17 protein-coding genes and 2 pseudogenes are annotated in these 22,396 nt (G+C 68.2%); 12 read left to right on the forward strand and 7 right to left on the reverse strand.

Going from position 1 to position 22,396, the window contains the following annotated elements; genetic code table 11:
• Positions 1–1,116: an acyl-CoA dehydrogenase family protein gene (locus HMF7854_RS09960; RefSeq protein WP_126718959.1), complete on the forward strand. Its 1,116-nt coding sequence runs from the start codon at positions 1–3 to the stop codon at positions 1,114–1,116.
• Here HMF7854_RS09960 and HMF7854_RS09965 read toward each other — a convergent pair.
• Genes HMF7854_RS09965 through HMF7854_RS09980 form a run of 4 tightly spaced genes read right to left on the reverse strand, consistent with a single transcriptional unit; the run spans position 1,113 to position 5,873 of the window.
• Positions 1,113–2,660, reverse strand: a complete 1,548-nt coding sequence (locus HMF7854_RS09965) for a class I adenylate-forming enzyme family protein (RefSeq protein ID WP_126718960.1) — start codon at positions 2,658–2,660, stop codon at positions 1,113–1,115. The genes HMF7854_RS09960 and HMF7854_RS09965 overlap by 4 nt on opposite strands.
• A 4-nt stretch (positions 2,661–2,664) precedes the next feature.
• The gene (locus HMF7854_RS09970) at positions 2,665–3,576 is read right to left on the reverse strand and encodes an SMP-30/gluconolactonase/LRE family protein (RefSeq protein ID WP_126718961.1); all 912 of its coding nucleotides are present in this window, start codon (positions 3,574–3,576) and stop codon (positions 2,665–2,667) included.
• A gap of 1 nt (position 3,577) precedes the next feature.
• Positions 3,578–4,708 (reverse strand): acyl-CoA dehydrogenase family protein, encoded by a 1,131-nt coding sequence (locus tag HMF7854_RS09975; protein WP_126718962.1) that lies wholly within the window; start codon positions 4,706–4,708, stop codon positions 3,578–3,580.
• Position 4,709: 1 nt separating this feature from the next.
• Complete coding sequence (locus HMF7854_RS09980) at positions 4,710–5,873, reverse strand: acyl-CoA dehydrogenase family protein (RefSeq protein ID WP_126718963.1); 1,164 nt, start codon at positions 5,871–5,873, stop codon at positions 4,710–4,712.
• A gap of 228 nt (positions 5,874–6,101) precedes the next feature.
• Between HMF7854_RS09980 and HMF7854_RS09985 the strand changes: the two genes are divergently transcribed.
• Positions 6,102–6,896 (forward strand): tyrosine-protein phosphatase, encoded by a 795-nt coding sequence (locus HMF7854_RS09985; protein ID WP_126718964.1) that lies wholly within the window; start codon positions 6,102–6,104, stop codon positions 6,894–6,896.
• Positions 6,897–6,914: 18 nt separating this feature from the next.
• Positions 6,915–7,919 carry an NADPH:quinone oxidoreductase family protein gene (locus HMF7854_RS09990; protein ID WP_126718965.1) on the forward strand — a complete coding sequence of 335 codons (1,005 nt, stop codon included), beginning with the start codon at positions 6,915–6,917 and terminating at the stop codon, positions 7,917–7,919.
• Here the strand turns inward: HMF7854_RS09990 and HMF7854_RS09995 are convergent.
• Positions 7,916–9,115, reverse strand: coding sequence for a TetR/AcrR family transcriptional regulator (locus tag HMF7854_RS09995; RefSeq protein WP_126718966.1), 1,200 nt, complete (start codon positions 9,113–9,115; stop codon positions 7,916–7,918). The two genes, HMF7854_RS09990 and HMF7854_RS09995, sit on opposite strands and share 4 nt — an antisense overlap.
• Positions 9,116–9,243: 128 nt before the next feature.
• Between HMF7854_RS09995 and HMF7854_RS16175 the strand changes: the two genes are divergently transcribed.
• The 9 genes and pseudogenes from HMF7854_RS16175 to HMF7854_RS10040 all read left to right on the forward strand — a co-directional run bounded on the left by HMF7854_RS16175 (position 9,244) and on the right by HMF7854_RS10040 (position 21,077).
• On the forward strand, positions 9,244–9,582 hold the full coding sequence (locus tag HMF7854_RS16175; protein ID WP_275402007.1) for an acyl-CoA thioesterase: 339 nt from the start codon (positions 9,244–9,246) through the stop codon (positions 9,580–9,582).
• Complete coding sequence (locus HMF7854_RS10000) at positions 9,536–10,147, forward strand: acyl-CoA thioesterase (RefSeq protein WP_275402008.1); 612 nt, start codon at positions 9,536–9,538, stop codon at positions 10,145–10,147. Before HMF7854_RS16175 ends, HMF7854_RS10000 begins: the two co-directional genes overlap by 47 nt.
• Before the next feature lie 176 nt (positions 10,148–10,323).
• Entirely contained in the window at positions 10,324–12,060 is a 1,737-nt protein-coding gene (locus HMF7854_RS10005) for a class I adenylate-forming enzyme family protein (protein ID WP_126718967.1), read from the forward strand.
• An 18-nt stretch (positions 12,061–12,078) separates the two neighbouring features.
• Entirely contained in the window at positions 12,079–12,843 is a 765-nt protein-coding gene (locus tag HMF7854_RS10010; protein ID WP_126718968.1) for an SDR family NAD(P)-dependent oxidoreductase, read from the forward strand.
• Between the two features lie 25 nt (positions 12,844–12,868).
• Entirely contained in the window at positions 12,869–14,119 is a 1,251-nt protein-coding gene (locus HMF7854_RS10015) for a serine hydrolase domain-containing protein (protein WP_126718969.1), read from the forward strand.
• 173 nt (positions 14,120–14,292) lie between these two features.
• Entirely contained in the window at positions 14,293–15,195 is a 903-nt protein-coding gene (locus tag HMF7854_RS10020) for an SDR family NAD(P)-dependent oxidoreductase (protein WP_239016926.1), read from the forward strand.
• A 70-nt stretch (positions 15,196–15,265) separates the two neighbouring features.
• Positions 15,266–17,761: pseudogene (locus tag HMF7854_RS10025) on the forward strand (TonB-dependent receptor).
• A gap of 14 nt (positions 17,762–17,775) precedes the next feature.
• Positions 17,776–19,272: an MFS transporter gene (locus HMF7854_RS10035; RefSeq protein ID WP_126718972.1), complete on the forward strand. Its 1,497-nt coding sequence runs from the start codon at positions 17,776–17,778 to the stop codon at positions 19,270–19,272.
• Positions 19,269–21,077, forward strand: coding sequence for a flavin-containing monooxygenase (locus tag HMF7854_RS10040; RefSeq protein WP_126718973.1), 1,809 nt, complete (start codon positions 19,269–19,271; stop codon positions 21,075–21,077). Before HMF7854_RS10035 ends, HMF7854_RS10040 begins: the two co-directional genes overlap by 4 nt.
• A gap of 34 nt (positions 21,078–21,111) precedes the next feature.
• On the opposite strand, the pseudogene HMF7854_RS16060 reads toward HMF7854_RS10040, so the two are convergent.
• A pseudogene (locus HMF7854_RS16060) lies at positions 21,112–21,222 on the reverse strand (SDR family oxidoreductase); the annotation flags it as partial.
• A gap of 92 nt (positions 21,223–21,314) precedes the next feature.
• Positions 21,315–22,361, reverse strand: a complete 1,047-nt coding sequence (locus HMF7854_RS10050; protein WP_126718975.1) for a phosphotransferase family protein — start codon at positions 22,359–22,361, stop codon at positions 21,315–21,317.
• Positions 22,362–22,396: the final 35 nt, after the last annotated feature.

Below are 22,396 nucleotides of genomic sequence, written 5' to 3' on the forward strand. Positions count from 1 at the left end.
GTGGACTTCTCGCTCGGCGACGACCGCCAGATGCTCTCGGACACGCTGCGGCGCTTCCTCGCTGACACCGCCGGCTGGAAGGAACGCGAGGCCGCCGCCGAGAGCCCGGAAGGCTTCTCGCGCAGCGTCTGGCGCGGGCTGGCCGAACTGGGTGCCCTCGGCGCGCTCTTCCCGGAGGAACAGGGCGGCTATGGCGGGTCGCCGTTCGACGTCGGCGTGCTCTTCGCGGAACTCGGCCGAGCGCTCGTCACCGGTCCCTTCCGCTCCGCTCTCGTCGCCGGGCGCCTGCTCGGCGCGAGCGGCGAGACGGACGAACTCGCCGCGCTGATCGCGGGTGAACGGCTGATCGGCTTCGCCCACGACGAGCCGACGAGCGCCGATGATCCCCTGGCGATTGGCACCTGCGCCGAGCAGCGGGACGGCGGCTGGACGCTGACCGGCGACAAGGCGGTCGTGCCCTACGCCGCGGCGCTCGACGCTCTGCTGGTGGTCGCGCGTGCCGGAAGCGAGCCGGGCGACGAGGAGAGCCTGTCGCTCTTCCTGGTGGAACGCGGCGCCCCCGGTCTGGAGATCCGCGACTATCCGCTGATCGACGGCGGAAGCGGCGGTGAGGTCGCGCTGCGCTCCACGCCCGCCCGGCTGGTCGGCACCGCGGGCGGCGCCTGGCCGCTGCTCGAGGAAGCCCGCGCGCTCGGCGTTGTCGCGCTCGCCTGGGAAGCGGTCGCGATAATGGACGTGCTGCGCGACTCGACACTCGACTATCTGCGCACCCGCAAGCAGTTCGGGGTTCCGATCGGCAAGTTCCAGGCGCTGCAGCACCGCATGGCGACCGTCGCGCTGGAGATCGAGCAGGCGCGCTCGGCCGCGATCAATGCCGCCGACCGCTTCACCCACGGCCGGATCGAACGCGAACGCGCCGCCGCCGCGGCGAAGGTGACGATCGGCCGGGCGGGGATGCTCGCCGCCGAGGAAGCGATCCAGCTCCACGGTGGCATCGGCATGACCTGGGAACTGCCGCTGTCGCATTATGCCAAGCGGTTGGTGATGCTCGCGCAGGAAGACGGCGACGAGGACGTCCACCTTTCGCGCTACATCGCGCTGGGAACGGCCGCCTAGCCCGCGAGGTAGCGGTCGCGCAGCTCGCGCTTCAGCACCTTGCCGATCGCGCTGCGCGGAAGCTCGTCGATCGGCAGCAGCTCACGAATGCGCTGGGTCGAGCCGAGCCGCTGGTTGACGCTCGCCAGGATGGCGTCGGGCGCCGCGCCGGGCTCCAGCACCACATAGGCGACGGGCGTCTCGCCCCACTGCTCCGACGGCACGCCGATCACCGCCGCGTCGAGGACCCCTGGCTCTCTCCGCAGCTCGCCCTCGAGGTCGGAGGGATAGATGTTGAACCCGCCCGAGATGATCAGGTCCTTGGCCCGGTCCATCAGGATCAGGAAGCCGTCCTCGTCGAACCGCCCGATGTCGCCGTGCCGGATGAAGCGCCGCCCCTCGGGATCGAACCACTCGGCCTCGCGCGTCTTGGCCGGCTGGTTGCGGTAGCCGTCCATCATCGTCTCCGAGCGGCCGACCACCTCGCCCATCCCGCCGGGCGGGACCTCCCTCCCCTCCTCGTCGATCAGGCGGATGTCGTGCCCGGGCGCGGGCGGACCGACCGTGTGCAGCTTGTCGGGATGCTCGTGGGCGCGAAGGATGCAGCTGCCGCCGCCTTCGGTCATGCCGTAGAACTCGGTCAAGCCACCCGGCCAGCGCGCCAGCACCTCGGCCTTGAGCGCTGCCGAAAACGGTGCCGAGGTGCAGGTCTTCGAGATGAAGCGCGACAGGTTGAAGCGATCGAAGTCAGGGAGCGCCATGATCCGCTGGTACTGCACCGGCACCAGCATGGCGTGGGTGACGCCGTACGCCGCTGCCAGCTCGAGGAAGCGGCGCGCGTCGAAGCGCGGCATGAAGATGACCTCGCCGCCGCCGACCAGCGCCGGCAGGAAGCTGACCAGCGTCGTGTTGGAGTAGAGCGGCGTGGAGACGAAGGTCACGCTGTCGGCATCGAACCGCGATTCGGCGATCCGTCGGAAATGGCCGACGCGCATCGCATGGCTCTGGACGATGCCCTTGGGCGTGCCGGTCGTCCCCGACGAATAGATGATGTTGAAGGCGTCGGCCGGACGGATCTCGACCGGCCTCGGTCGAGCACCCTCGGGCGGAATCCACGCCGACAGCGGCTCGCCCACGCCGCTGTCGTCGAAGGCAATCCGGGACACGCCTGCGGGTAGCGCAGTCCCCGTCAGCCGATCGCCGGCGCTCCGGTCGAGGAACAGGTGGCGAGCGCCGCTGTCCGCCAGCATCGCGGCGATTGCCTCGGGCGGCGCGGAGGTCGTCAGCGGCGCGGCCGCGGCGCCGATCCGGACGGCGGCGCAGAAGGCCAGTGCATAGCCGATGGCGTTGTAGCCGAGGATCGCGACCGTTGCGCCGCGCCCGACTCCCTCGGCCTGCAGCCGCGCTCCGATGCGGTCGAGCCGGGCGTCGAACTCGGCCCAGTTCAGCGTGCCCCCGTCCGCGTCGCGCAGCGCGACCGCAGCGGGATGCTCGAGCGCGCGACGGCGAAGGATGTCGCCGAACGCCAGGAAGTCGCCTGCCGCCAGCTCCTCGGCGATGCTCATCCGGTCATCCTTGCTGCTGCTCGTGCTGGAGCCGCAGCCCCGCCCGCGGCCAGTCGGCGGCGAGCAGCCGGCCGGTTCCCGACGCCGTGACATAGGCCGTCCGCCGGTCCGCCCCGCCCCAGGCTATGTTGGTCGTGTAGATGTCGTCGGTGGCCACGAACTCGGCCAGGCCGCCCGCCGGCTCGACGACGCTGATGCCGCAGTCGCCGATGGTGGCGACGCAGATTCGGCCATTGTCCTCGACACCCAGGCTGTCGAACCAGCGCTGCCCGGCGGGACGGTACAGCATTCGGCGGCTGTGCGGCGCGATTCGCCCGGGCGCCTCGACCGTGAAGGCCAGCAGCATGCAGCTGGTCGTGTCCGCGACGTAGAGGGTGGTCCCGTCGGGCGACAGGCCGATGCCGTTCGGATCGCCGAACGGCGCGATCACTTCCTCGATGAAGCTGCCGTCGGTTCGGGCGTAGAAGACGCCGCAGCGATCGCGACTGCGGGCGAAGGTCTTGCCATGATCGGTGAACCAGAATCCGCCATGGGCGTCGAACACCAGATCATTGGGGCCGCGCAGCGGCACCTCGGGCGTGCTGGCGTACAGGGTCAGCACGTCGCCCGTCGCGGGATCGACGGTCTGGATCGAGCCGCCGGCATAGTCGTCCGGCGTTCCGACCGGGGCCAGGCGACCGGCCTCGTCCTCGTGCCAGCGCATCCCGCCATTGTTGCAGCAGTAGAGCAGCCCGCCCGGCCCCCACGCCAGTCCGTTGGGGCCGCCGCCGGTCTCGGCGATCATCTGCCGGTCGCCGTTCGAGCTGACTCGGGTCACCCGCCCGGCGGCGATCTCCACCAGAATGACGCTGCCGTCGGCGCAGGCGACGGGTCCCTCGGGGAAGCGCAAGCCCTCGGCGATGCAGCGCCACTCCATCTCAGTAGCCCGAAAGCTGCGCCACCCGGTTCGCGTGGAAGCGTTCGTCTCCGAACAGCGCGCCGAGAACCGCCTCGCGCTTCATGTAAAAGCCGATGTCGTGCTCGTCGGTCATGCCGATGCCGCCGTGCATCTGCACGCCCTCCTGCGCCGACAGCTTCGCGGCCCGCCCCGCCTTGGCCTTGGCGACGCTGACCATCAGCTCCGCCCGCTCGTCTCCCTTGTCGAGCAGTTCGGCCGCCTTCCAGGCGGCGGCGCGGGCGATCTCGATCTCGCTGAACAGGTGCGCGGCGCGATGCTGCAGCGCCTGGAACTCGCCGATCAGCCGGCCGAACTGCTTGCGCTGCTTGAGATAGTCGTTGGTCATGTCAGCAGCCCCCGCGGCCACCCCGACCAGCTCCGCCGCCGCCCCGGCCCGGCCCGCGCTGAGCGCGCGCGACAGGGGCGCCCAGCCACCGTCCACCTCGCCGATCACCGCGTCGGCGTCCACTTGCACATCGTCGAACCGCAGCCGCGCGGCCTTCGACGCATCGGCCAGCGCGACATTGTCGACCGCGAGCCCCTCGGCATCCTTCTCGACGGCGAACAGGGTGATCCCGTCCGTCTCCCCCGGCGCACCGGCAGTCCGCGCGGCGACCAGGATCAGGTCCGCCGAAGCGCCATGGACCACGAACTGCTTGGCACCGGACAGGGTGAAGCCGTTGCCCGAGCGCTTCGCCGCCAGCGCAGTGGCGGCGGGGGCATGGTGCCTTCCCTCGTCGACCGCGAGCGCCGCGACCGTGTCGCCGGCGGCGATACCGGGAAACCAGCGCTCCGCCAGGGCCGAGCCGTCCAGCGCGCGCACTGCGGCGACGGCCGTGGTCAGGAAGGGCGACGGCGTGAGGTTGCGCCCCACCTCCTCCAGCACCAGCGCCGTCTCGACCGCGCCAAGCCCGAGCCCGCCCTGCGCCTCGGGGACGGCGATCCCGGCAAGGCCCAGCTCGCCGAACTGTTTCCACAGGTCATGCCCGAACCCGTCCTTGCAGCCGATGTCGCGCCAGTGGCGGAGCTGCTTGGCGACAGTGCCTTCCCCGGCGAGGAAGCCCTTCGCCATCTCGTTGAGCTGCTTCTGTTCGTCGGTGAGGATGGTCATGTCAGGCGCCCGGAAGACGGAGGATGTGCTTGGCGACAATGTTCAGCTGGATCTCGCTGGTGCCGCCCTCGATTGAGTTGGCCTTGGTACGCAGCCAGTCGCGCGGGGCCTTGCCGCCCTTGGACCGCTCGCTGTCCCATTCCAGCGCGTCGCTGCCGCCCGCCGCCATGATCAACTCGTGCCGCCGCTTGTTGAGCTCGGTCCCGGCATATTTCATCATGCTCGGCATGGCGGGGTGCGCTTCCCCGGCCTTGAGCTGATCGATGAAATGCTCGCTCATCGCGGTGAAGGCGAGCGAGTCGACGTCGAACTCGGCAATCTCCGCGCGCAGCAGCGGATCGTCGATCGGCCCGACCCCCGCGCCCAGCGCCTTGCGCTCACCGCCCAGCCCCATGCCGCTGATCATCTCGCGCTCGTGGCCGAGCAGATATTTGGCGACGTCCCAGCCGCGGTTGATCTCGCCGACCACATTGGCCTTAGGGACCGAGACGTCGTCGAAGAAGGTTTCGCAGAACGGCGAGTAGCCGCTGATCAGCAGGATCGGCTTGGTCGAGACGCCGGAGCTCTCCATGTCGAACAGGACGAAGCTGATCCCGCCCTGCTTCGACTCGGTCGAGGTGCGCACCAGGCAGAAGATCCAGTCCGCCTTGTCGGCGTAGCTGGTCCACACCTTCTGCCCGTTGACGATGAAATGGTCGCCCCGGTCCTCGGCGCGGGTCGCGAGGCTGGCAAGATCGGACCCGGCATTGGGTTCGGAATAGCCTTGGCACCAGCGGATCTCGCCGCGCGCGATCGGGGGCAGATACTCGAGCTTCTGCTCCTCGGTGCCGAATTTCAGCAGCGCCGGGCCGAGCATCGAGATGCCGAAGCTGTTCAGCGGGCTGCGGCAGCCGAGCGCCGCCATCTCCTGGCGCAGGATCTTGGTCTCGGCCGGCGACAGCCCGCCGCCGCCATAGGCTTTCGGCCAGTCCGGCACCGTCCAGCCGCGTGACGTCATGGCGTCGAGCCACTGCTTCTGCGCCGGGCTGGTGAAGACGGCATTGCGGCCGCCCCAGCAGACGTCCGACTCCGACCGGATCGGCTCGCGCATCTCGGGCGGGCAGTTCGCGCTCAGCCAGCCGCGCACCTCGGCCCGGAAGGAGTCCAGATCCTGTTCCGCCGTCATTCCATCCTCCTCGCACGCTCCGCCGAACCCGCCGCGCGTCTATCCTCAGCCGACATCGGCCACTCCGCAAGAGAGGCCTCGCCGGGGCAATTGGTCGTCCATACCGTCATTTTGAATTTCGCACCGCCGCCTTGCTGTCAAGAGGCGAGCTCAAGGCGGAGCCGGTTCGGACCGCCTTTTTAGAACAGCATTGCCATCAGGCTTGCCGGCCGCTTAGGATCGACGCCGATGAGCGATGCTGTCACTCCCCGCGGGATGCCCGAGCCGCTACTCCAGGGCGCGCCCAACTTCCGCGACTTCGGCGGCTATCCCAGCGCGGATGGCCGGCGGATCCGTCGGTCGGTCCTGTTCCGCTCGAGCCATCTCGCCGATCTCACCGACCGCGATCGAGCCTGGCTCGACGAAATCGGGCTGCGCACCATCTTCGACCTACGCTCGCGCGGCGAACGCGATCTCGATCCCAGCGCCTGCGATCACCCCTCGCGCACCACCCATGTCTTCCGCCCGGGCCACAAGCGCCGGCTGGTCGACATGGCGCTCGACTATCCCGCCACCGAGGCGGGTGTCGAACGGCTGATGCTCGATTTCTACGCCGAGCTGCCGCGCACCATGGCGCATGTGTTCGGCGAGATCCTCGTCCGCCTCGCCGACGACCCCTCGCCGTGCATCATCCACTGCTCGGCCGGCAAGGACCGGACCGGCATGGCGGTCGCGCTCGTCCAGGCGGCGCTCGGGGCGTCGCGGGCGGACATGCTTCACGACTATGCGCTGACCAACCATGTTCCGCGCTCGCAGAAGGACATGGCGCGATCGGTGCAGCGGCAGGGAAGCGACACCTCGCTCAAGGCCGCCTACCCGCCGGAAGCGATCGCCCGGATGATGGCTGCCGATCCCGCCTATCTCGCCGCCGCGCTCGACGCGATCGTATCGGAGCATGGCGGAATGGACGCCTATCTCGAGACGATCGGCCTGACCGCCGCCCACCGTGAGCGGCTCCGCGACCACCTGCTCGAACCCGCCTGATCGAAAGGACGACTGCCCATGAAAGCCCTCATCTCGGCCGCGCCGGGCGGTCCCGAAACCCTTCAGCTGAGCGACCTGCCGGAACCCGCGCCCGGGCCGGGCGAGCTGCTGGTGAAGGTGCTCGCCTGCGGCATCAACTACCCCGACGTGCTGATCATCGAGGACAAGTACCAGTTCAAGCCGCCGCGGCCCTTCGCCCCCGGCAGCGAGATCTGCGGCGAGGTAATCGGGCTCGGCGAGGGCGTCGCTGGCTGGCAGGTCGGCGACCGGCTGGTCGCGGTCACCGGCCATGGCGGACTGGCGGAGCAGCTGACCCTTCCCGCCGCGCGCGCCTTCCCCCTGCCGGCAGGTCACGACCCGGTCGAGGCGGCGGGTCTGCTGATGACCTATGCGACCACCATCCACGCGCTGGTGGACCGCGGGCAGCTGCAGGCGGGCGAGACCTTGCTGGTGCTCGGCGCTGCGGGCGGCGTCGGCCTCGCCGCGATCGAGATCGGCAAGGCGCTCGGCGCGCGGGTGATCGCCGCCGTCTCCAGCGAGGAGAAGGCGACCGCCGCACGCGATGCCGGCGCCGACGACACGCTGGTCTACGGCCGCGCCCCGTTCGACCGCGACCAGTCCAAGGCGCTGGCGCAGGCGTTCAAGGCGGCGGTCGGCGAGCATGGCGCGGACGTCATCTACGACCCGGTCGGCGGCGACTACTGCGAGCCCGCGCTGCGCTCGATCGCGTGGGAGGGCCGCTATCTCGTCGTCGGCTTCCCGGCGGGCATCCCCAAGCTCCCGCTCAACCTGACGCTGCTCAAGAGCTGCGATGTCCGGGGCGTCTTCTGGGGTGCCTTCGCCGGCCGCGAGCCGAAGCGCAACGCCGCCCACGTCGAGCAGCTGTTCGCCTGGTGGCGCGAGGGCCGCATCCGGCCGCGGATCGCCAGGCGCTTCGCGCTGGAGCAGGGCGGCGACGCGATCCGCTGGCTGGCCGACCGCAAGGCCGTCGGCAAGGTCATCGTCGACGTCGCGGCTTCCTAGGCCTCGCCGAACATGCCCCGGCCGACCAGCCGGAGCATGCCCCCGACCGCCTCCTCCAGCGGACGTCCCGCCGCCCAGCCGCGGAGGTCCGACGCGGCATTGATCGCGGCGAGCACGGCGTGCCCGGCCAGCACCGCGTCGATCGGGCGCAGCGAACCGTCGATCATCCCATCGCTGATCGTCCCCGCGATGTGCCGCGTGACCTGCCCCGTCCGGTGCAGCATCTGCAGCCGCAGCTCGACCGGAAGCGCCTGGTAGGCGTTGATCCGAAGCAGGGGGCTTTCCCCCGCGAACTGCAGCGCGAGCAGGCTGGCCAGGGTCCGCGCCAGCTGCTCCCCCTGCGCCCCGCCCTGTGCCGCCGATGCCTGCTGCGCCCGCTTGATGAGCGCGAAGCTGCGCTGGAAGCAGGCGATCACCAGGTCGTCCTTGTTGTCGAGGTGGTGGTAGAAGCTGCCGGTCGACACCCCGAGTTCGGCGGCGATCTTCTCCACGCTCGCGCCGAGATAGCCCTCGCGGTTGATGAGGTTGGTGGCGGCGAGCAGGAAGCGGCCCTGGGCCGAACGGTCGACCTCCTCCAGCGGCTCGATCGCCGGCTGCCACCGTCCGCCGACCTGCAGCCCGTCGAACAGGATGTCGCACAGCCGTTGCTCGATCCGCTCGAAGTCGCCGACCATGTAGCGGTCGATCCACGCCGGCAGCCACAGGATGGTCGCGAGCAGGTAGCTGGTGCACAGCAGGCGATGGTCGCGCTCTTCCGTGGTCGCGTCGAAGAAGCCGCGGACGATCCGGAACACGTCGCGATACTGCGCCTCGAGCCTGGAGCGCACCGGCTCGGGCAGGGTCGGCAGGTCGGACAGCAGCGCCAGCCGCGGTTCGGCGGGATCGCGCTGGCGACGGTGAAGCGCGAGATGCTCGTGGACGAAGCGGCGGACGCGATGGCGCGGACTCGGCTCCTCCGCCGCCATCCGCGCCGACTCGTGAAGCCAGTGCATCGTCCGCGCCAGGCAGGCGCCGACCAGATCATCCTTGCGCTTGAAATAATAAGTCACGCTCGACGTATCGAGCGAGAGCTGCTTGGCGACCGCCGTCAGGGTCATGGCCCGCGCGCCCTGGTCGTTGATCTGGCGCGAGGCGAGGTCGAGCAGTTGCTCGCGGCGACGGGCGAACTTCTTCGTGCGCGGCGCGGTGGTGGCCATGACGCGTGCTTAATCGCACCGGGCGCCGGTTGGAAGCAGCCGTCGCAACCGCGGCGAAGCCCCCCAACTTTGCATTTTTCGAAACGATGGTATTCTCGCGCGAAAACAGGTTGGCGGGGTGATCGGGAATGGACGGAACGGGCGCAGTCGGCGCGGAAGGCCAGGACGAGACGCCCGAGGCGCGCCGGGTTCGCCATCTCTGCCGGTTGCTCGAGCTAGCCGAGCTGGGTGGCGACCGGTTCCGCGGAATGGCCGTCCCGGGCGCGAGCGGACGGGTGTTCGGCGGCCAGGTGATCGCGCAGGCGCTGATGGCGGCCGGCGCAACGACCGGCGAGCGCCTGCCCCACTCGCTCCATGCCTATTTCCTCCGCGCGGGCGATGCCGCGCAACCGGTCAGCTACCAGGTCGAGCGCGACTTCGATGGCGGGCGGTTCAGCAATCGCCGGGTCATCGCGCGCCAGGGGTGACGAGCCGATCCTCACCATGATTGTCGGCTTCCATCTCGGCGATCGCGGCTTTGACCATGCCGAGCGGATGCCCGACGTCCCGCCGCCGGATGCGCTGGAGCCCCAGTCGCGCTGGGCTCAGCGCAACACCGATCGACTCTCGCCCGAGATGGTCCGCCGGCTGAGCGGCCCCCGGCCGATCGACATCCGGCGGATCGATCCCGACGTGCCGGACGGAACCGGGAAGGACAGTCGCCACGGCCTGTGGATGCGAGCCGCCGCGCCGCTTCCTGCCAGCCCCCTCCTCCACGCCGCAATCCTCGCCTTCATGAGCGACATGGGTCTGCTGTCGAGCGGGCTCCGGCCGCACGGGCTCGACTGGGGCAGCCCGGGACTGCAGGGCGCCAGCCTGGACCACGCGCTGTGGTTCCACGAGCCGGTCGCCGCCGACCAATGGCTGCTCTACGCGATGGAAAGCCCATGGGGTGGCCATGGTCGGAGCATGAACCAGGGCCGCTTCTTCAGCCGCGACGGCCGGCTCATCGCCTCGGTCGCACAGGAAGGGCTGATGCGCCTGCGCACGTAGCATGGCCACTCTCCCTGCCGGACCCCCGCGAGGCGCTGGCGGCTACCGCCTTGCCGTTTTTCCAAGCAGAGGTATGTTCAACCGAGTCGACCGGCGGGAATGAGGCAAGCGATGGCTCGGGTCACCGGAATAGAAATGAGGCGTCTCCGCCCCGTCCACACGGGTGTCGAGCGGCGATGACGGCGTCCCGCCCACTCGCCGTTCCGGACGCCTGGCCCGCCTGTTCGCTCGAGGATGCCAGCGCCCTCCTGTGCGCGCCCGGCGCCAAATTCGAGATCGACACGCTGTCCATCCGGGGCATCCCGACCCGCGTGTGGAAGCAGGCGCTGCCGTCGCTCGCTGCCCTCGTCGCCGTCGGGCGCAGCCACGGCCCGGCGGAGTTCCTCGTCTACGAGGACGAGCGCGCCACCTTCGACGAATGGCACAGGGCGGTGGCAGCGCTGGCCGGGGCGCTGCGGGCGCGCGGCGTCGGCAAGGGCGACCGCGTCGCGCTCGCCATGCGCAACCTGCCCGAATGGCCGGTCGCCTTCTTTGCCGTCACCATCCTCGGCGCGATCTGCGTCCCGCTGAACGCCTGGTGGACCGGTCCGGAGCTCGCCTACGGCCTCTCGGACTCGGGTGCGTCGGTCCTGATCGCCGATGCCGAGCGGCTCGCGCGCATCCTCCCCCACCGCGACGATCTGCCGGCATGGCGGCACATGATCGCCAGCCGGGTCGAGGAAGCTCGGCCGGCGGGGGTCGAGCGGCTGGAGGCGCTGATCGGCGCGACCGCGGACTGGGGCCAGCTTCCCGACGCCGAGTTGCCGGTCGCGGACCTGAGCCCCGACGACCACGCCACCATCTTCTACACCAGCGGCACGACCGGGCAGCCCAAGGGCGCGCTCGGGACCCACCGCAACCTCATCACCAACATCTACTCCGCCTCCTTTGCCGCCGCCCGCGCCGCCCTCCGCCGCGGCGAGGCGCCGCCGGAGCCCGAGCCCAAGACGATCCTGCTCGCCATCCCGCTGTTCCACGTCACCGCGTGCAGCGCGACGCTGATGGGAGCGGTCGCGGCAGGTCACAAGCTGGTCTTCATGCATCGCTGGGACACGCTGCGCGCGCTGGCCCTGATCGAGCGCGAGAAGGTCAACGCGACCGGCGGCGTTCCGACCATCGCTTGGCAGCTGATCGAGCATCCCGAGCGGGAGCGCTTCGACCTCTCCAGCCTCGAGCTGATCAGCTACGGGGGCGCCCCCAGCGCGCCCGAGCTCGTCCGCAAGGTTCACGAGCTCTTCGGCGCCCTGCCCGGCAACGGCTGGGGCATGACCGAGACGATGGCGACGGTCACCAGCCATTCGGCCGAGGATTATCTCAACCGGCCGGACAGCTGCGGACCGCCCGTCCCGGTCGCCGACCTCAGGATCATGGACCCGGACGGCGAGCGCGAGCTTCCCGTCGGCGCGGTCGGCGAGCTGTGGGCGCGCGGCCCGATGGTGGTCGCCGGCTACTGGGGCAAGCCCGACGCGACCGCCGCGACCTTCGTCGATGGCTGGGTGCGCACCGGCGACCTCGCCCGGCTCGACCCGGAAGGCTTTTGCTTCATCGTCGACCGGGCGAAGGACATGGTGATCCGCGGCGGCGAGAACATCTATTCGTCCGAGGTCGAGAACGCGCTCTACGAGCATCCCGCGGTCACCGACGCGGCGGTGATCGGCCGGCCTCACCGGACGCTCGGCGAGGAACCCGTCGCCGTGGTGCATCTCGCCCCCGGTGCCGAGGCGGGCGAGGAGGAGCTGCGCGCGTTCGTCCGCGACCGGCTCGCCGCCTTCAAGGTGCCGGTCCGCATCCTCTTCCTCGACGACCATCTGCCGCGCAACGCCAACGGCAAGATCCTCAAGAAGGACCTCGCCCCGCTGTTCGCCGCCACCTGACCCTGCAAGGAGAACCGCATGAGCCTCTTCGATCTGACCGGCAAGGTTGCGATCATCACCGGCAGCTCGCGCGGGATCGGCCGCGCCATTGCCGAGGCGATGGCCGAGCAGGGTGCGCGCGTCGTCATCTCCAGCCGCAAGCAGGATGCCTGCGAGGAGGTCGCCGCCGCGATCAACGCGCGTCACGGTGCCGGGCGCGCTACCGCGATCGCTGCCAGCATCTCGAGCAAGGAGGCTCTGCATCAACTCGTCGTCCGCACCGAGGCGGAGGTCGGGCCGATCGACATCCTCGTCTGCAACGCCGCCTCCAACCCCTACTACGGGCCGCTGGGCGGGATCAGCGACGACCAGTTCCGCAAGATCATGGACAATAATGTCCTCTCCAACCACTGGCTCATCCAGTTCTGCCTGCCGGGCATGATCGAGCGGCGCGACGGCGCGGTGATCGTCATCTCCTCGATTGGCGGGCTGCGCGGCTCGCCGACGATCGGCGCCTACAACATCTCCAAGGCCGCGGACTTCCAGCTCGTCCGCAACCTCGCGGTCGAGGTCGGCCAGCACAATGTGCGGGTGAACGCGATTGCGCCCGGGCTCATCCGGACCGATTTCGCCAAGGCGTTGTGGGACAATCCCGAGGCGCAGGCGGCCTACAACCGGAGCCATCCGATGCGCCGCATCGGCGAGCCGGAGGAGATCGCCGGCGCCGCGGTCTTCCTCGGCTCGCGCGCGGGAAGCTATGTCAACGGCCAGGCCATCGTCGTCGACGGCGGCAGCACGATCTGACCAGACCCCTCCGCGGAGAGCAGCCATGAAGTGTACCGCCACGGCAACCCCTGCCCAAGCCAAGCAACTCGGCTTCCACCCGGAGCGCCTCGATCGCATCGGTGCCTTTCTCGCCCGTCGCTACGTCGAACCCGGTCTGCTGCCGATGGCACAGCTGCTCGTCGCCCGGGAGGGACAGCCCGTCTACCACGCCAGCCTCGGCCAAGCGCGTGCGGACGGTTCTCCGCTCGGTGAGGACGCGATCTTTCGCATCGCCTCAATGACCAAGCCGATCACCTCGATCGCGTTCATGCAGATGATCGAGGAAGGTCTGGTCACGCTCGACACGCCGGTCGCGAAGGTCGTGCCTGAGCTGGCGGCGCTCGGCGTTTACACGGGCGGCGGCGGATCCTTCCCCTTCTTTCCGACACGACCCTGCGCGCCAATGCGGATGGTTGACCTCCTCACCCACATGAGCGGGCTTACCTACGGCTTTCAGAACCGCACCAGCGTCGACGCCGCTTATCGGACGCTGCTCAACGACGGCGATCGTGCCTGGGGCGACTACGACCGCTACCTCGCGGCGTTGGCCAAGATCCCGCTGGAGTTCGAACCCGGAACGGCCTGGAACTACTCCATCTCCACCGACCTCCTCGGCATCATCGTAGCGCGCCTGTCGGGCAAGAGCCTCGGCGAGACATTCCAAGAGCGGGTATTCGCACCGCTCGGAATGACCGACACTTTCTTCACGGTCCCGGAGGAGAAGCTCGGCCTTCTATGCGACCTGTGGACCTTCCAGCCGGGGACGAAGCCCAAGCTGGTCGGGCGTGCCGAGGACGGCACGGCGGTCCGGCCGGCCGCGTTCGAGGGCGGCGGTGGCGGACTCTTCTCGACAACGTCCGACTATGACCGCTTCTGCCGGATGCTGGTCGGTGGCGGAGCGCTCGACGGGGTCCGGATCGTCTCGCCGAAAACGCTGGCGCTGATGACCAGCAATCATCTGCCGGGCGGCGCTGACCTGACCCAGATGTCGCGATCGCTGTTCAGCGAAGCGCACAACGCGGGAACCGGGTTCGGCCTCGGCTTCGGAATCACGCTCGATCCGGTCAGGACCCTGATCCCGGGCAGTTCTGGCGAATATTTCTGGGGCGGAATTTACTCGACCGCCTTCTTCGTCGATCCGGTCGAACGCATCCACATGGTGTTCATGACCCAGCTGTCGCCCTCCAGTGCCTATCCGATCCGGCGCGAGCTAAAGACCCTGATCTACGCGGCACTGACCGACAGCTACGCCTGATCCGTACGCCACTGCAGTACCCGCGCGGGTCAGGCGAGCCGAGTCGCGCGTCGAACTGATCTGAATTCCTGATTCGGCTATGCTGCGTCGCACCTAGGCGACACGGCGCGATTGCGTGCTAGCATCTATGCTGCGCTCGCACACAAACCGCATCTTCGAAAAAGAATTGACAAGTGTTCTCGTTTTTCCAAACCTCGTTACGCAGAACAGCGAGGGAGAGGCAGTTGCGCTTCGCGGAGCAGGTCATTCTCGTCACGGGCGCCGGTTCGGGGATCGGCCGTGCCGCCGCATCGGCCTTCGCCCGTGAGGGCGGACGGGTATATGCCAACGACCGCGAAGCTGGGCGGATTGAAGCCCTCGCCGCGGATCAGCCCGGCCACATTATTCCCCTTCCGTTCGACGTCACCGACGACCAAGCATTTCAGGAAGCGTTCGCACGGATCGACGACGAGCAGGGCAAGCTCGACGTCCTCTTCAACAATGCCGGCGCAGCAGGCGCGCCGGCCCGTATCGACGAGATCGAGATGGCCGAGTGGGATCGCACTCTCGCGCTCCTCCTCCGCTCGGTGGCCGCAGGGATCCGCTTCGCCGCGCCGTTGATGGCGCGCGGTGGCGGCGGCGCGGTCGTCAACACGGCTTCGGTTGCCGCCTTCGGCTCGGGCTTTGCGCCCGTTGCTTACTCTGTTGCCAAGGCTGGCGTGCTCCACCTGACCAAGCTCGCAGGGGCGCAACTGGCGCGCCAGGGCGTTCGGGTGAACGCGGTTTGCCCGGGCCTCATTCTCACCGGCATCTTCACGGAGAGCTACCGCGATGCCGCGCCCGCGCTGGCGGCGGAGGTGGATGCCTATATGCAGCGCACCGCGGTCGACGCCCAGCCGCTGGCGCGCCCCGGTCTGCCTGAGGACGTCGCCGAGGCTGTGCTGTTCCTGGCTTCCGATGCCGCCCGCTTCGTCACCGGCACCCATCTGATGGTCGACGGCGGCATCACCGTCGGCGCCCGCCACAGCTGGGACCCGGCATTGCAGCGACCCGACGATCATCCGCTGAACAAGGTCGCGGTGGCCATGAAAGCCTGAGGGAATGAGCCGAACAATCATCCGCAACGGCGCGCACCACCACGTGCCGCACGAGGGGGAGAGTTGGAACATGAAGAGTGTCTATCGAGCGTCCGCCGCCAGCATTGCCATCCTGGCCTGCGCCGCCCCGGCTTGGGCCGAGGAGACTGCCCAGACCGCCACGCAAGCGCGCTCGGCACCCAGCCCCAAGGCTCCGGACGAGATCGTTGTCACAGCCCAGCGTCGCGAGGAAAATCTTCAAAAAGTGCCGGTGGCGGTGACCGCGTTCGACGACAAGAAGCGCGATCAGCTCGGCATTCGCACCATCCAGGACATGTCGAACGTTGCGCCCGGCCTTAGCTTCAACGCGCAACTCGACCGGCTGTCGATCCGCGGTGTGGGACGCCTCACCAATACCATCGGCTCGGACCCCGGAGTCGCCGTCTACAACGATGGCTTCTATACCTCGTCAAACGCCGAGGCGTCCAAAACGCCGATGTTCGTTCAGAGCGTGCAGGTGCTGCGCGGGCCGCAGGGAACGCTGTTCGGCCGCAACTCGGTCGGCGGCGCGATCATGGTCATTTCCAAGCGCCCCGCCGACCGCTTTGGCGGCGAGGTCCGGCTGTCGGGAGACGCCTACAATGGACTGATCGCCGAGGGCTATGTCACCGGACCGATCACCTCGGGGATCAAGTATCGTGCGTCGGTCCAATTCGGCCCGCGACCGGTCAAGGAGGCGTTCCACAACATCGGACCGGCCGGAGACCAGGGGTCGTCCAAGCGCTTCCTGCTCGAAGGCCAGCTGCAATGGGACTTCAGTCCCGATGTCCAGCTCTGGCTCAAGTACAGCCATGCCGAATGGGATCATGAGCGATACGGGATCACCAACTTCGTCTCGCCCTATGCGACCACGCCCTTCTTCCCGGCCGGCGCGCTCGTGCCAAATGCGGCCTACGGCTACGCCGTGCCAAATCCCGGCGCGACCGACACCCGCGAAACCAACCTCAACACGACCAACGAGGACACGCTCAAGAAGAACCACAACATCGTCGGGAACTTCCGCGCGGCGCTGTCCGACAATGTGCAACTGAAGTACGTCGCCGGCTACTCTCAGTACGTCTACGACCTGTTCACCGACCTCGACTATACGGCTGCTGGAAAACAGACTTCCAATCTCGGCTCACGCTACGGCGCCTTCAGCTTCAACCCGACCTACGTCCAGCGTTATGTCGAAGACAAGAAATACTACAGCAACGAGATAACGCTCTCCAACATCGGCAGCAATGACCGGCTGAACTGGGTCCTCGGTGCCTATCAGTATCACGAGCATTACTACCAGCCGATCAGCTGGTACGTGGGCGGCGATGGGACCGACAGCATGGCGACCGCGCTGACGAAGCCGATCTGCCTTAACGCGGCATTCGGGCTGGCTGCGACCTGCGCGCCGAACCCCGAACGCGACTTCTATCGCGGCACCGGCGACCTCAGGATCAACAGCCTCGCGGCGTTTGGCCAGGCAGACTATCGCTTCACCGACGCTCTGAAGGTGACCGCGGGCCTGCGCTACAGCAGCGATCGCAAGCGCGGAGTCGAGACCTACCGACTGGTCAGCTACAACCCGGTCGGCGCAGCCTATTGCGTGTTCGCGCCGTTCGGCGTAATCGGCTTCGGCAACTGCGGCCCGCTCACCGCGGCGCAGGACATCACAACGTACGTGTTGCAGATCGCCGGGTCGGGAGAGCAGACGAGAACACTGCGGAAGCGCTTCAGCGGCTGGTCGTGGCGGCTCGGCGCCGACTGGCAGCTTGGCCGCAACACGCTCGCCTATGTCAGCTACAACCGCGGGTTGAAGGCAGGCGGGTTCAATCTCGGCAGCTAGGCCGTCAATCCCGTGGTCGGAAACGAGAAGGTCGACGCGGTCGAAGTCGGCCTGAAGACGCAGCCCGCGCCCGGGGTGACGCTCAACGCCGCCGCCTTCTACGACTATCGCGACGCGCAGGTGCCGGTCATCGTCCCGCTCGGCAACGGAGCGCTCGGGCTCACCACCACCAACTTCTTCAACATCCCCAAGTCGCGCTCGGCAGGCTTTGAGCTGGAATCGACGTGGCGAGTCACCCCGCGGTTCGACATCACCGGCAGCTATTCCTACCTTGACGCGACGATCCGGCGCGGCCCCCGGCTGTTCGACGATCCCAACCAGCCCGGGACGGTGCTGATCGATCTTGCCGGCAAGCGCAGTCCGACGAGCTCGCGTCACAAATTCTACGTCGCCGGCCTCTACGACCTGCCGCTAGGCGCAGCACATCTCCTGTTCGCCGGCAGCTATGCCTACCGCTCGAGCGCCTATTACGACGTGTTCAACTCGCCCACCGGCCGCGCTCCGGGCTGGAGCCAGGTCGACGGGCGGATCACCTTCGTGTCGCCCAGCCAGCGGGTGACGGTGATCGGATATGTCCGCAACCTGTTCGACACGCGCGGCTATGTCGGCGCGGCCGGCAACAACGGGACCGGCGCGACCGGCTTCGGGCAGCTCTACGCCTACACGCCGCCGCGCCAGATCAGCGCCGAGATCCAGTTCCGCTTCTGACCGGAGATCGCAAGATGGCCACCGCACCGCAACTCCGCAAGCTCCCGCTCGCAACCAAGCTTGCCTATGGTTTCGGTTCGGTGGCCTACGGGATCAAGGACAACGGGTTCCAGACCCTGCTCCTGCTCTACTACAATCAGGTCGTCGGGGTGCCGGCGCACCTCGTCGGGCTGGCGATCATGGTCGCGCTGGTCATCGATGCGTTCGTGGATCCCATCGTCGGCCACCTCTCCGACCATCTCCGCTCGCGCTGGGGGCGGCGACACCCGTTCATGTACGCCGCGGCACTGCCGGTCGGACTGCTCTACCTGCTGCTGTGGAACCCGCCGACGAGCTCGCCTGGCGCAACCGTGGCCTGGCTGGCCGGAACAGCCATTCTCATCCGCACCGCGATCAGTTGCTACGAAGTGCCGTCTTCCGCCCTCGCGCCCGAGCTGACGGCGGATTATCACGAGCGCACCTCGGTGCTCGGCTACCGCTATCTCTTCGGCTGGATCGGGGGGATGACGATGCTCCTCCTGACTTTCAACGTCTTCCTCCAGCCTACCGCGCAATATCCGCTCGGTCAGCTCAACCCTGACGGCTACCATCGCTACGCGCTGGTCGCCGCGATCGCGATGACCCTGTCGATTGCCATCTCGGCGCTCGGCACCCACCGGGAAATCCGGCATCTGCCGCAGGGCCGCCCGGCACGCACGAGCATCGCCGGCACCTTCCGAGAGATCGCCGCGACCCTGCGCAACCGCGCCTTCCTGATCCTCATCGGCGCCGGCGTGTTCGCCTACACCAGCCAGGGCCTGAGCTTCGCCCTCTCGACCTATTTCAACACCTTCGTATGGGGCTTCCCCGCCGCCGCCCTGGGGCTGTTCACCATCGCCGTGCTGGTCGGGGTGGGGCTGGCGTTCCTGCTTGCCTCGCGTGTTTCGCGTCGGCTCGGCAAGCGGCGCACCGCGGTGCTGCTGTCGCTTTGCTACATCATCGTCTCGATCATCCCGCTCCTGCTGCGCCGCAACGGGCTGTTCTTCGTCAACGGCGACCCGGCGCTCATGCCGGTGCTGATGGGCTTCACCGCGCTCGGTACCGCGCTGGGCGTGGGCAACATGATCCTCGGCGCGTCGATGATGAGCGACGTCGTCGAAGAGGCGCAGGAACGCACCGGTGCTCGCAGCGAAGGCCTGTTCTTCGCCGGCTCCTTCTTCATGCAGAAATGCGTTTCAGGCCTCGGCCTGTTTCTGACCGGGATCATTCTGTCGGGAGTTGGCTTCCCGACCGGCGCACTGCCAGGGCAGGTGTCGCAACAGACCCTCTACCGGCTGATCGACACCTACTGCGTGCTGCACATCGTTCTCGGGCTCACCGGGCTGCTGATCCTCTCGCGCTTCCCGATCACCCGGGCGCAGCACGAGCAGCGCGTCGCACGCCTCGCCGAGACGGCCTCGCATGCCGCGCCGCTGCCGGGCAGCGAGCCCGAATACACCCTCCCCTCAAACGCGCAGGCTGCCCCACTATGACTCACTCTCCCGCTGCCGATCTCGGCTTCGATCCCAAGGCGCTGCGCGACAAGTACCGGGCCGAGCGCGACAAACGACTGCGCGCGGATGGGAACGATCAATATGTCGAGGTGGCGGATCGCTTCGCGCACTATCTCGACGACCCCTACATCGAGCAGCGGATCGAGCGTCCCCCGCTCGTCGACGAAGCGGAGGTGGTGGTTATCGGCGGCGGCTTCGGCGGCCTTCTCGCGGGTGCCCGCCTTCGACACGCCGGCGTTAAAGACATCCGCCTGATCGAGAAAGGCGCGGAGTTTGGGGGCACCTGGTACTGGAATCGCTATCCCGGAGCCGCCTGCGACATCGAAAGCTATGTTTACCTTCCGCTGCTGGAGGAGACCGGCTTCATCCCGGAGCGAAAATATTCGCGCGGGCCCGAGATCCGCGAGCACAGCCAGCGGATCGCCGACCGCTTCGACCTTCGCCGCGACGCCTTGCTCCAGACCGAAGTCACCGACCTCGCCTGGGACGAGGAAGCACGCCGCTGGACCGTATCCACCAACCGCGGCGATCGGCTCCGCGCGCGCTTCGTGGTCATGGCAAACGGTCCGCTCCACCGCCCCAAGCTGCCCGGCATCCCCGGCATCGAGAGCTTCGAGGGCCATACCTTCCACACGAGTCGCTGGGACTATGCCTACACCGGCGGCGATACCGATGGCGGGCTCACCGGGCTGAACGACAAGACGGTCGGGATCATCGGCACGGGCGCGACCGCGGTGCAGGTTGTCCCCCACCTCGGAGAATGGGCCAGGCAGCTCTACGTCTTCCAGCGCACCCCGTCTTCGATCGACGTCCGCAATGACCGGCTCACCGATCCCGACTGGGCCGCGGCGCTTGCGCCGGGCTGGCATCGACACCGGATGGAGAATTTCAACACGCTGGTCTCGGGCGGCTGGGCCGAGGAAGACCTCGTCAATGACGGCTGGACCGACATCATCCGCAACCTCGGCGTCCTTGCGCGCACTCGGGCAGCGAACGAGGATGGCGAGGGTGCGGTCGATCCGGCCGCGCTGGTCCAACTCGCGGACTTCCGGAAGATGGAGTCGCTCCGCGCGCGGGTAGATGAAGTAGTGACCGATCAGCAGACCGCCGAGGCGCTCAAGCCCTGGTACAACCAGTTCTGCAAGCGCCCGTGTTTCCACGACGACTATCTGGCGACCTTCAACCGGTCCAACGTCTCACTGGTCGATACCGAGGGCCGCGGGGTCGAGCGGATCACCCCGGCCGGGGTGGTCGCCAACGGCACCGAGTATCGCGTCGACTGCCTGATCTTTGCCACCGGCTTCGAGGTCGGGACGAGCTACGCCCGCCGGGCCGGCTACCAGATCCGCGGAGCAGGCGGCCGCACGCTCGAGGAGAAATGGGCGACCGGCGGCAAGTCGCTGCACGGAATGATGATCAACGGCTTTCCGAATTGCTTCATCTTCTCAACCATCCAGTCCGGCTTTACCGCCAACTACCCGCACGCGCTGGTCGAACAGGCCACCCACGCCGCCTACATCATCGGTGAGGGGCTTAAGCGGCAGAAGAGCCGAATCGAGCCGACCGAGGCCGCGGAGGACGGCTGGACCCGGGAGATCCTCGACGCTGTGCTCGACCGCCGCCAGTTCCTCGAGGAGTGCACGCCGGGATACTATAACGGCGAGGGCCAGATCAGCCCGCTTGCGGCGAGCTACGCCTCGTACGGCAAGGGTTCGAACGCCTTCTTCGCCATTCTCGCGCAATGGCGCGCGTCGGGCGAGATGCCGGGCATGACGCTGGACTGACGCGGTCGCGCGCTACCAGGCCGCACGACCCTTGCTGTCGCGCGGTCGGGTGCGACGAGGACAGGCCGCCGTCAACCGCGATCGTCTGTCCGTGCACGTAGCTCGCGGCGTCCGACACCAGGAACAGCGCGACGCTGGCGATTTCCCGGCCAATGCCGGACCCCGCCCCGGTGACGATCGCGACCTTGCCGGCAATCCCGTTTCCGTTCGGCATTGCTTCTCCCCTGTCGGTTCCGATCAGGCGCCCGCCTTCTCGGCGAAGGCCCAGGCCTGCTCGGCAAGCTGCGGCACCCGCGCCGAGGCGGCTTCCGCATCCGCGCTCGACGCATTGCCGTTGAGGAAGCGCTTGCGGATGCCCTGGACGATGCCGACCAGCCGAAACAGACTGTAGGCGAAATACCAGTTGAGGTCGGGCACCCCGTCGCGCCCGGTCGCTCGGCAGTAGCGCTCGACGATCCGGTCGAGCCCGGGAATGGAGCTGGCCGCAAGGTCGACATCACCGATCTGCGCCCGGCTGCCGTCGCCCGGAAGCGCCCAGTTCATCGCCAGATAGGCGAAGTCCGCCAGCGGATCGCCGAGGGTCGACAGCTCCCAGTCCAGCACGGCCGCAATCCGCGGGGCGGCGGGCGCGTAGACGAGATTGTCGATCCGGTAGTCACCATGGATGATTGCGGTTCGCGACTGGGCCGGAAGGCTTGCCGGCAGCCAGTCGATCAGCCGCTCGACCGCCGCGATCTCGTCGGTCTGGCTGGCCCGGTACTGTTTGGTCCAGCGCCGAACCTGCCGTTCGAAGTAGTTGCCGGGGGCACCATAGTCGGCGAGCCCGACCGCCTCCGGATTGACTGAGTGAAGCCGCGCGAGAACGTCCACCATGTCCTCGTAGGCCGCGAGCCGGTCGGCGGGCGCCAACTCGGGCAGGAGCCCGCTCCAGAAAATTCGCCCCTCGACCCGCTCCATCAGGTAGAAGGGCGCGCCGATGACCTCGGGATCCTCACACAGCGCATAAGGGCGCGCGACCGGGAAGCCGGTCGGATGGAGTGACTCGATCAGGCGGTACTCCCGCTCGATCGCGTGCGCCGAAGGAAGGATGTCCCCGAACGGCTTGCGGCGCAGCACGAGGCTGAGCCGCTCGCCATCGATCCGGTAGGTTGGGTTGGACTGGCCGCCGGGGAACTTCTCGACCTGCATCAGGCTCCCGAACTCGGGAACATGTTCGCCCAACCAGTCCGCCAGCGCCGCCCCGTCGAAGTCTGCGAACCTGCCGTCGGCTGCCGCTCCGTCCATCTGCCTCTCCCAAGTACGGCGATACCATATCTTCG

This window comes from Sphingomonas ginkgonis (genome assembly GCF_003970925.1).
In the GTDB taxonomy this organism is placed as follows: Bacteria; Pseudomonadota; Alphaproteobacteria; order Sphingomonadales; family Sphingomonadaceae; genus Sphingomicrobium; species Sphingomicrobium ginkgonis.

What these genes read in the sequence shown, in the direction of transcription:
- HMF7854_RS09965 (WP_126718960.1), bottom strand. Translation starts at nt 2,660, where the DNA reads ATGAGCATCGCCGAGGAGCTGGCGGCAGGCGACTTCCTGGCGTTCGGC.
- HMF7854_RS09970 (WP_126718961.1), bottom strand. Translation starts at nt 3,576, where the DNA reads ATGGAGTGGCGCTGCATCGCCGAGGGCTTGCGCTTCCCCGAGGGACCC.
- HMF7854_RS09975 (WP_126718962.1), bottom strand. Translation starts at nt 4,708, where the DNA reads ATGACCATCCTCACCGACGAACAGAAGCAGCTCAACGAGATGGCGAAG.
- HMF7854_RS09980 (WP_126718963.1), bottom strand. Translation starts at nt 5,873, where the DNA reads ATGACGGCGGAACAGGATCTGGACTCCTTCCGGGCCGAGGTGCGCGGC.
- HMF7854_RS09985 (WP_126718964.1), top strand. Translation starts at nt 6,102, where the DNA reads ATGAGCGATGCTGTCACTCCCCGCGGGATGCCCGAGCCGCTACTCCAG.
- HMF7854_RS09990 (WP_126718965.1), top strand. Translation starts at nt 6,915, where the DNA reads ATGAAAGCCCTCATCTCGGCCGCGCCGGGCGGTCCCGAAACCCTTCAG.
- HMF7854_RS09995 (WP_126718966.1), bottom strand. Translation starts at nt 9,115, where the DNA reads ATGGCCACCACCGCGCCGCGCACGAAGAAGTTCGCCCGTCGCCGCGAG.
- HMF7854_RS16175 (WP_275402007.1), top strand. Translation starts at nt 9,244, where the DNA reads ATGGACGGAACGGGCGCAGTCGGCGCGGAAGGCCAGGACGAGACGCCC.
- HMF7854_RS10000 (WP_275402008.1), top strand. Translation starts at nt 9,536, where the DNA reads ATGGCGGGCGGTTCAGCAATCGCCGGGTCATCGCGCGCCAGGGGTGAC.
- HMF7854_RS10005 (WP_126718967.1), top strand. Translation starts at nt 10,324, where the DNA reads ATGACGGCGTCCCGCCCACTCGCCGTTCCGGACGCCTGGCCCGCCTGT.
- HMF7854_RS10010 (WP_126718968.1), top strand. Translation starts at nt 12,079, where the DNA reads ATGAGCCTCTTCGATCTGACCGGCAAGGTTGCGATCATCACCGGCAGC.
- HMF7854_RS10015 (WP_126718969.1), top strand. Translation starts at nt 12,869, where the DNA reads ATGAAGTGTACCGCCACGGCAACCCCTGCCCAAGCCAAGCAACTCGGC.
- HMF7854_RS10035 (WP_126718972.1), top strand. Translation starts at nt 17,776, where the DNA reads ATGGCCACCGCACCGCAACTCCGCAAGCTCCCGCTCGCAACCAAGCTT.
- HMF7854_RS10040 (WP_126718973.1), top strand. Translation starts at nt 19,269, where the DNA reads ATGACTCACTCTCCCGCTGCCGATCTCGGCTTCGATCCCAAGGCGCTG.
- HMF7854_RS10050 (WP_126718975.1), bottom strand. Translation starts at nt 22,361, where the DNA reads ATGGACGGAGCGGCAGCCGACGGCAGGTTCGCAGACTTCGACGGGGCG.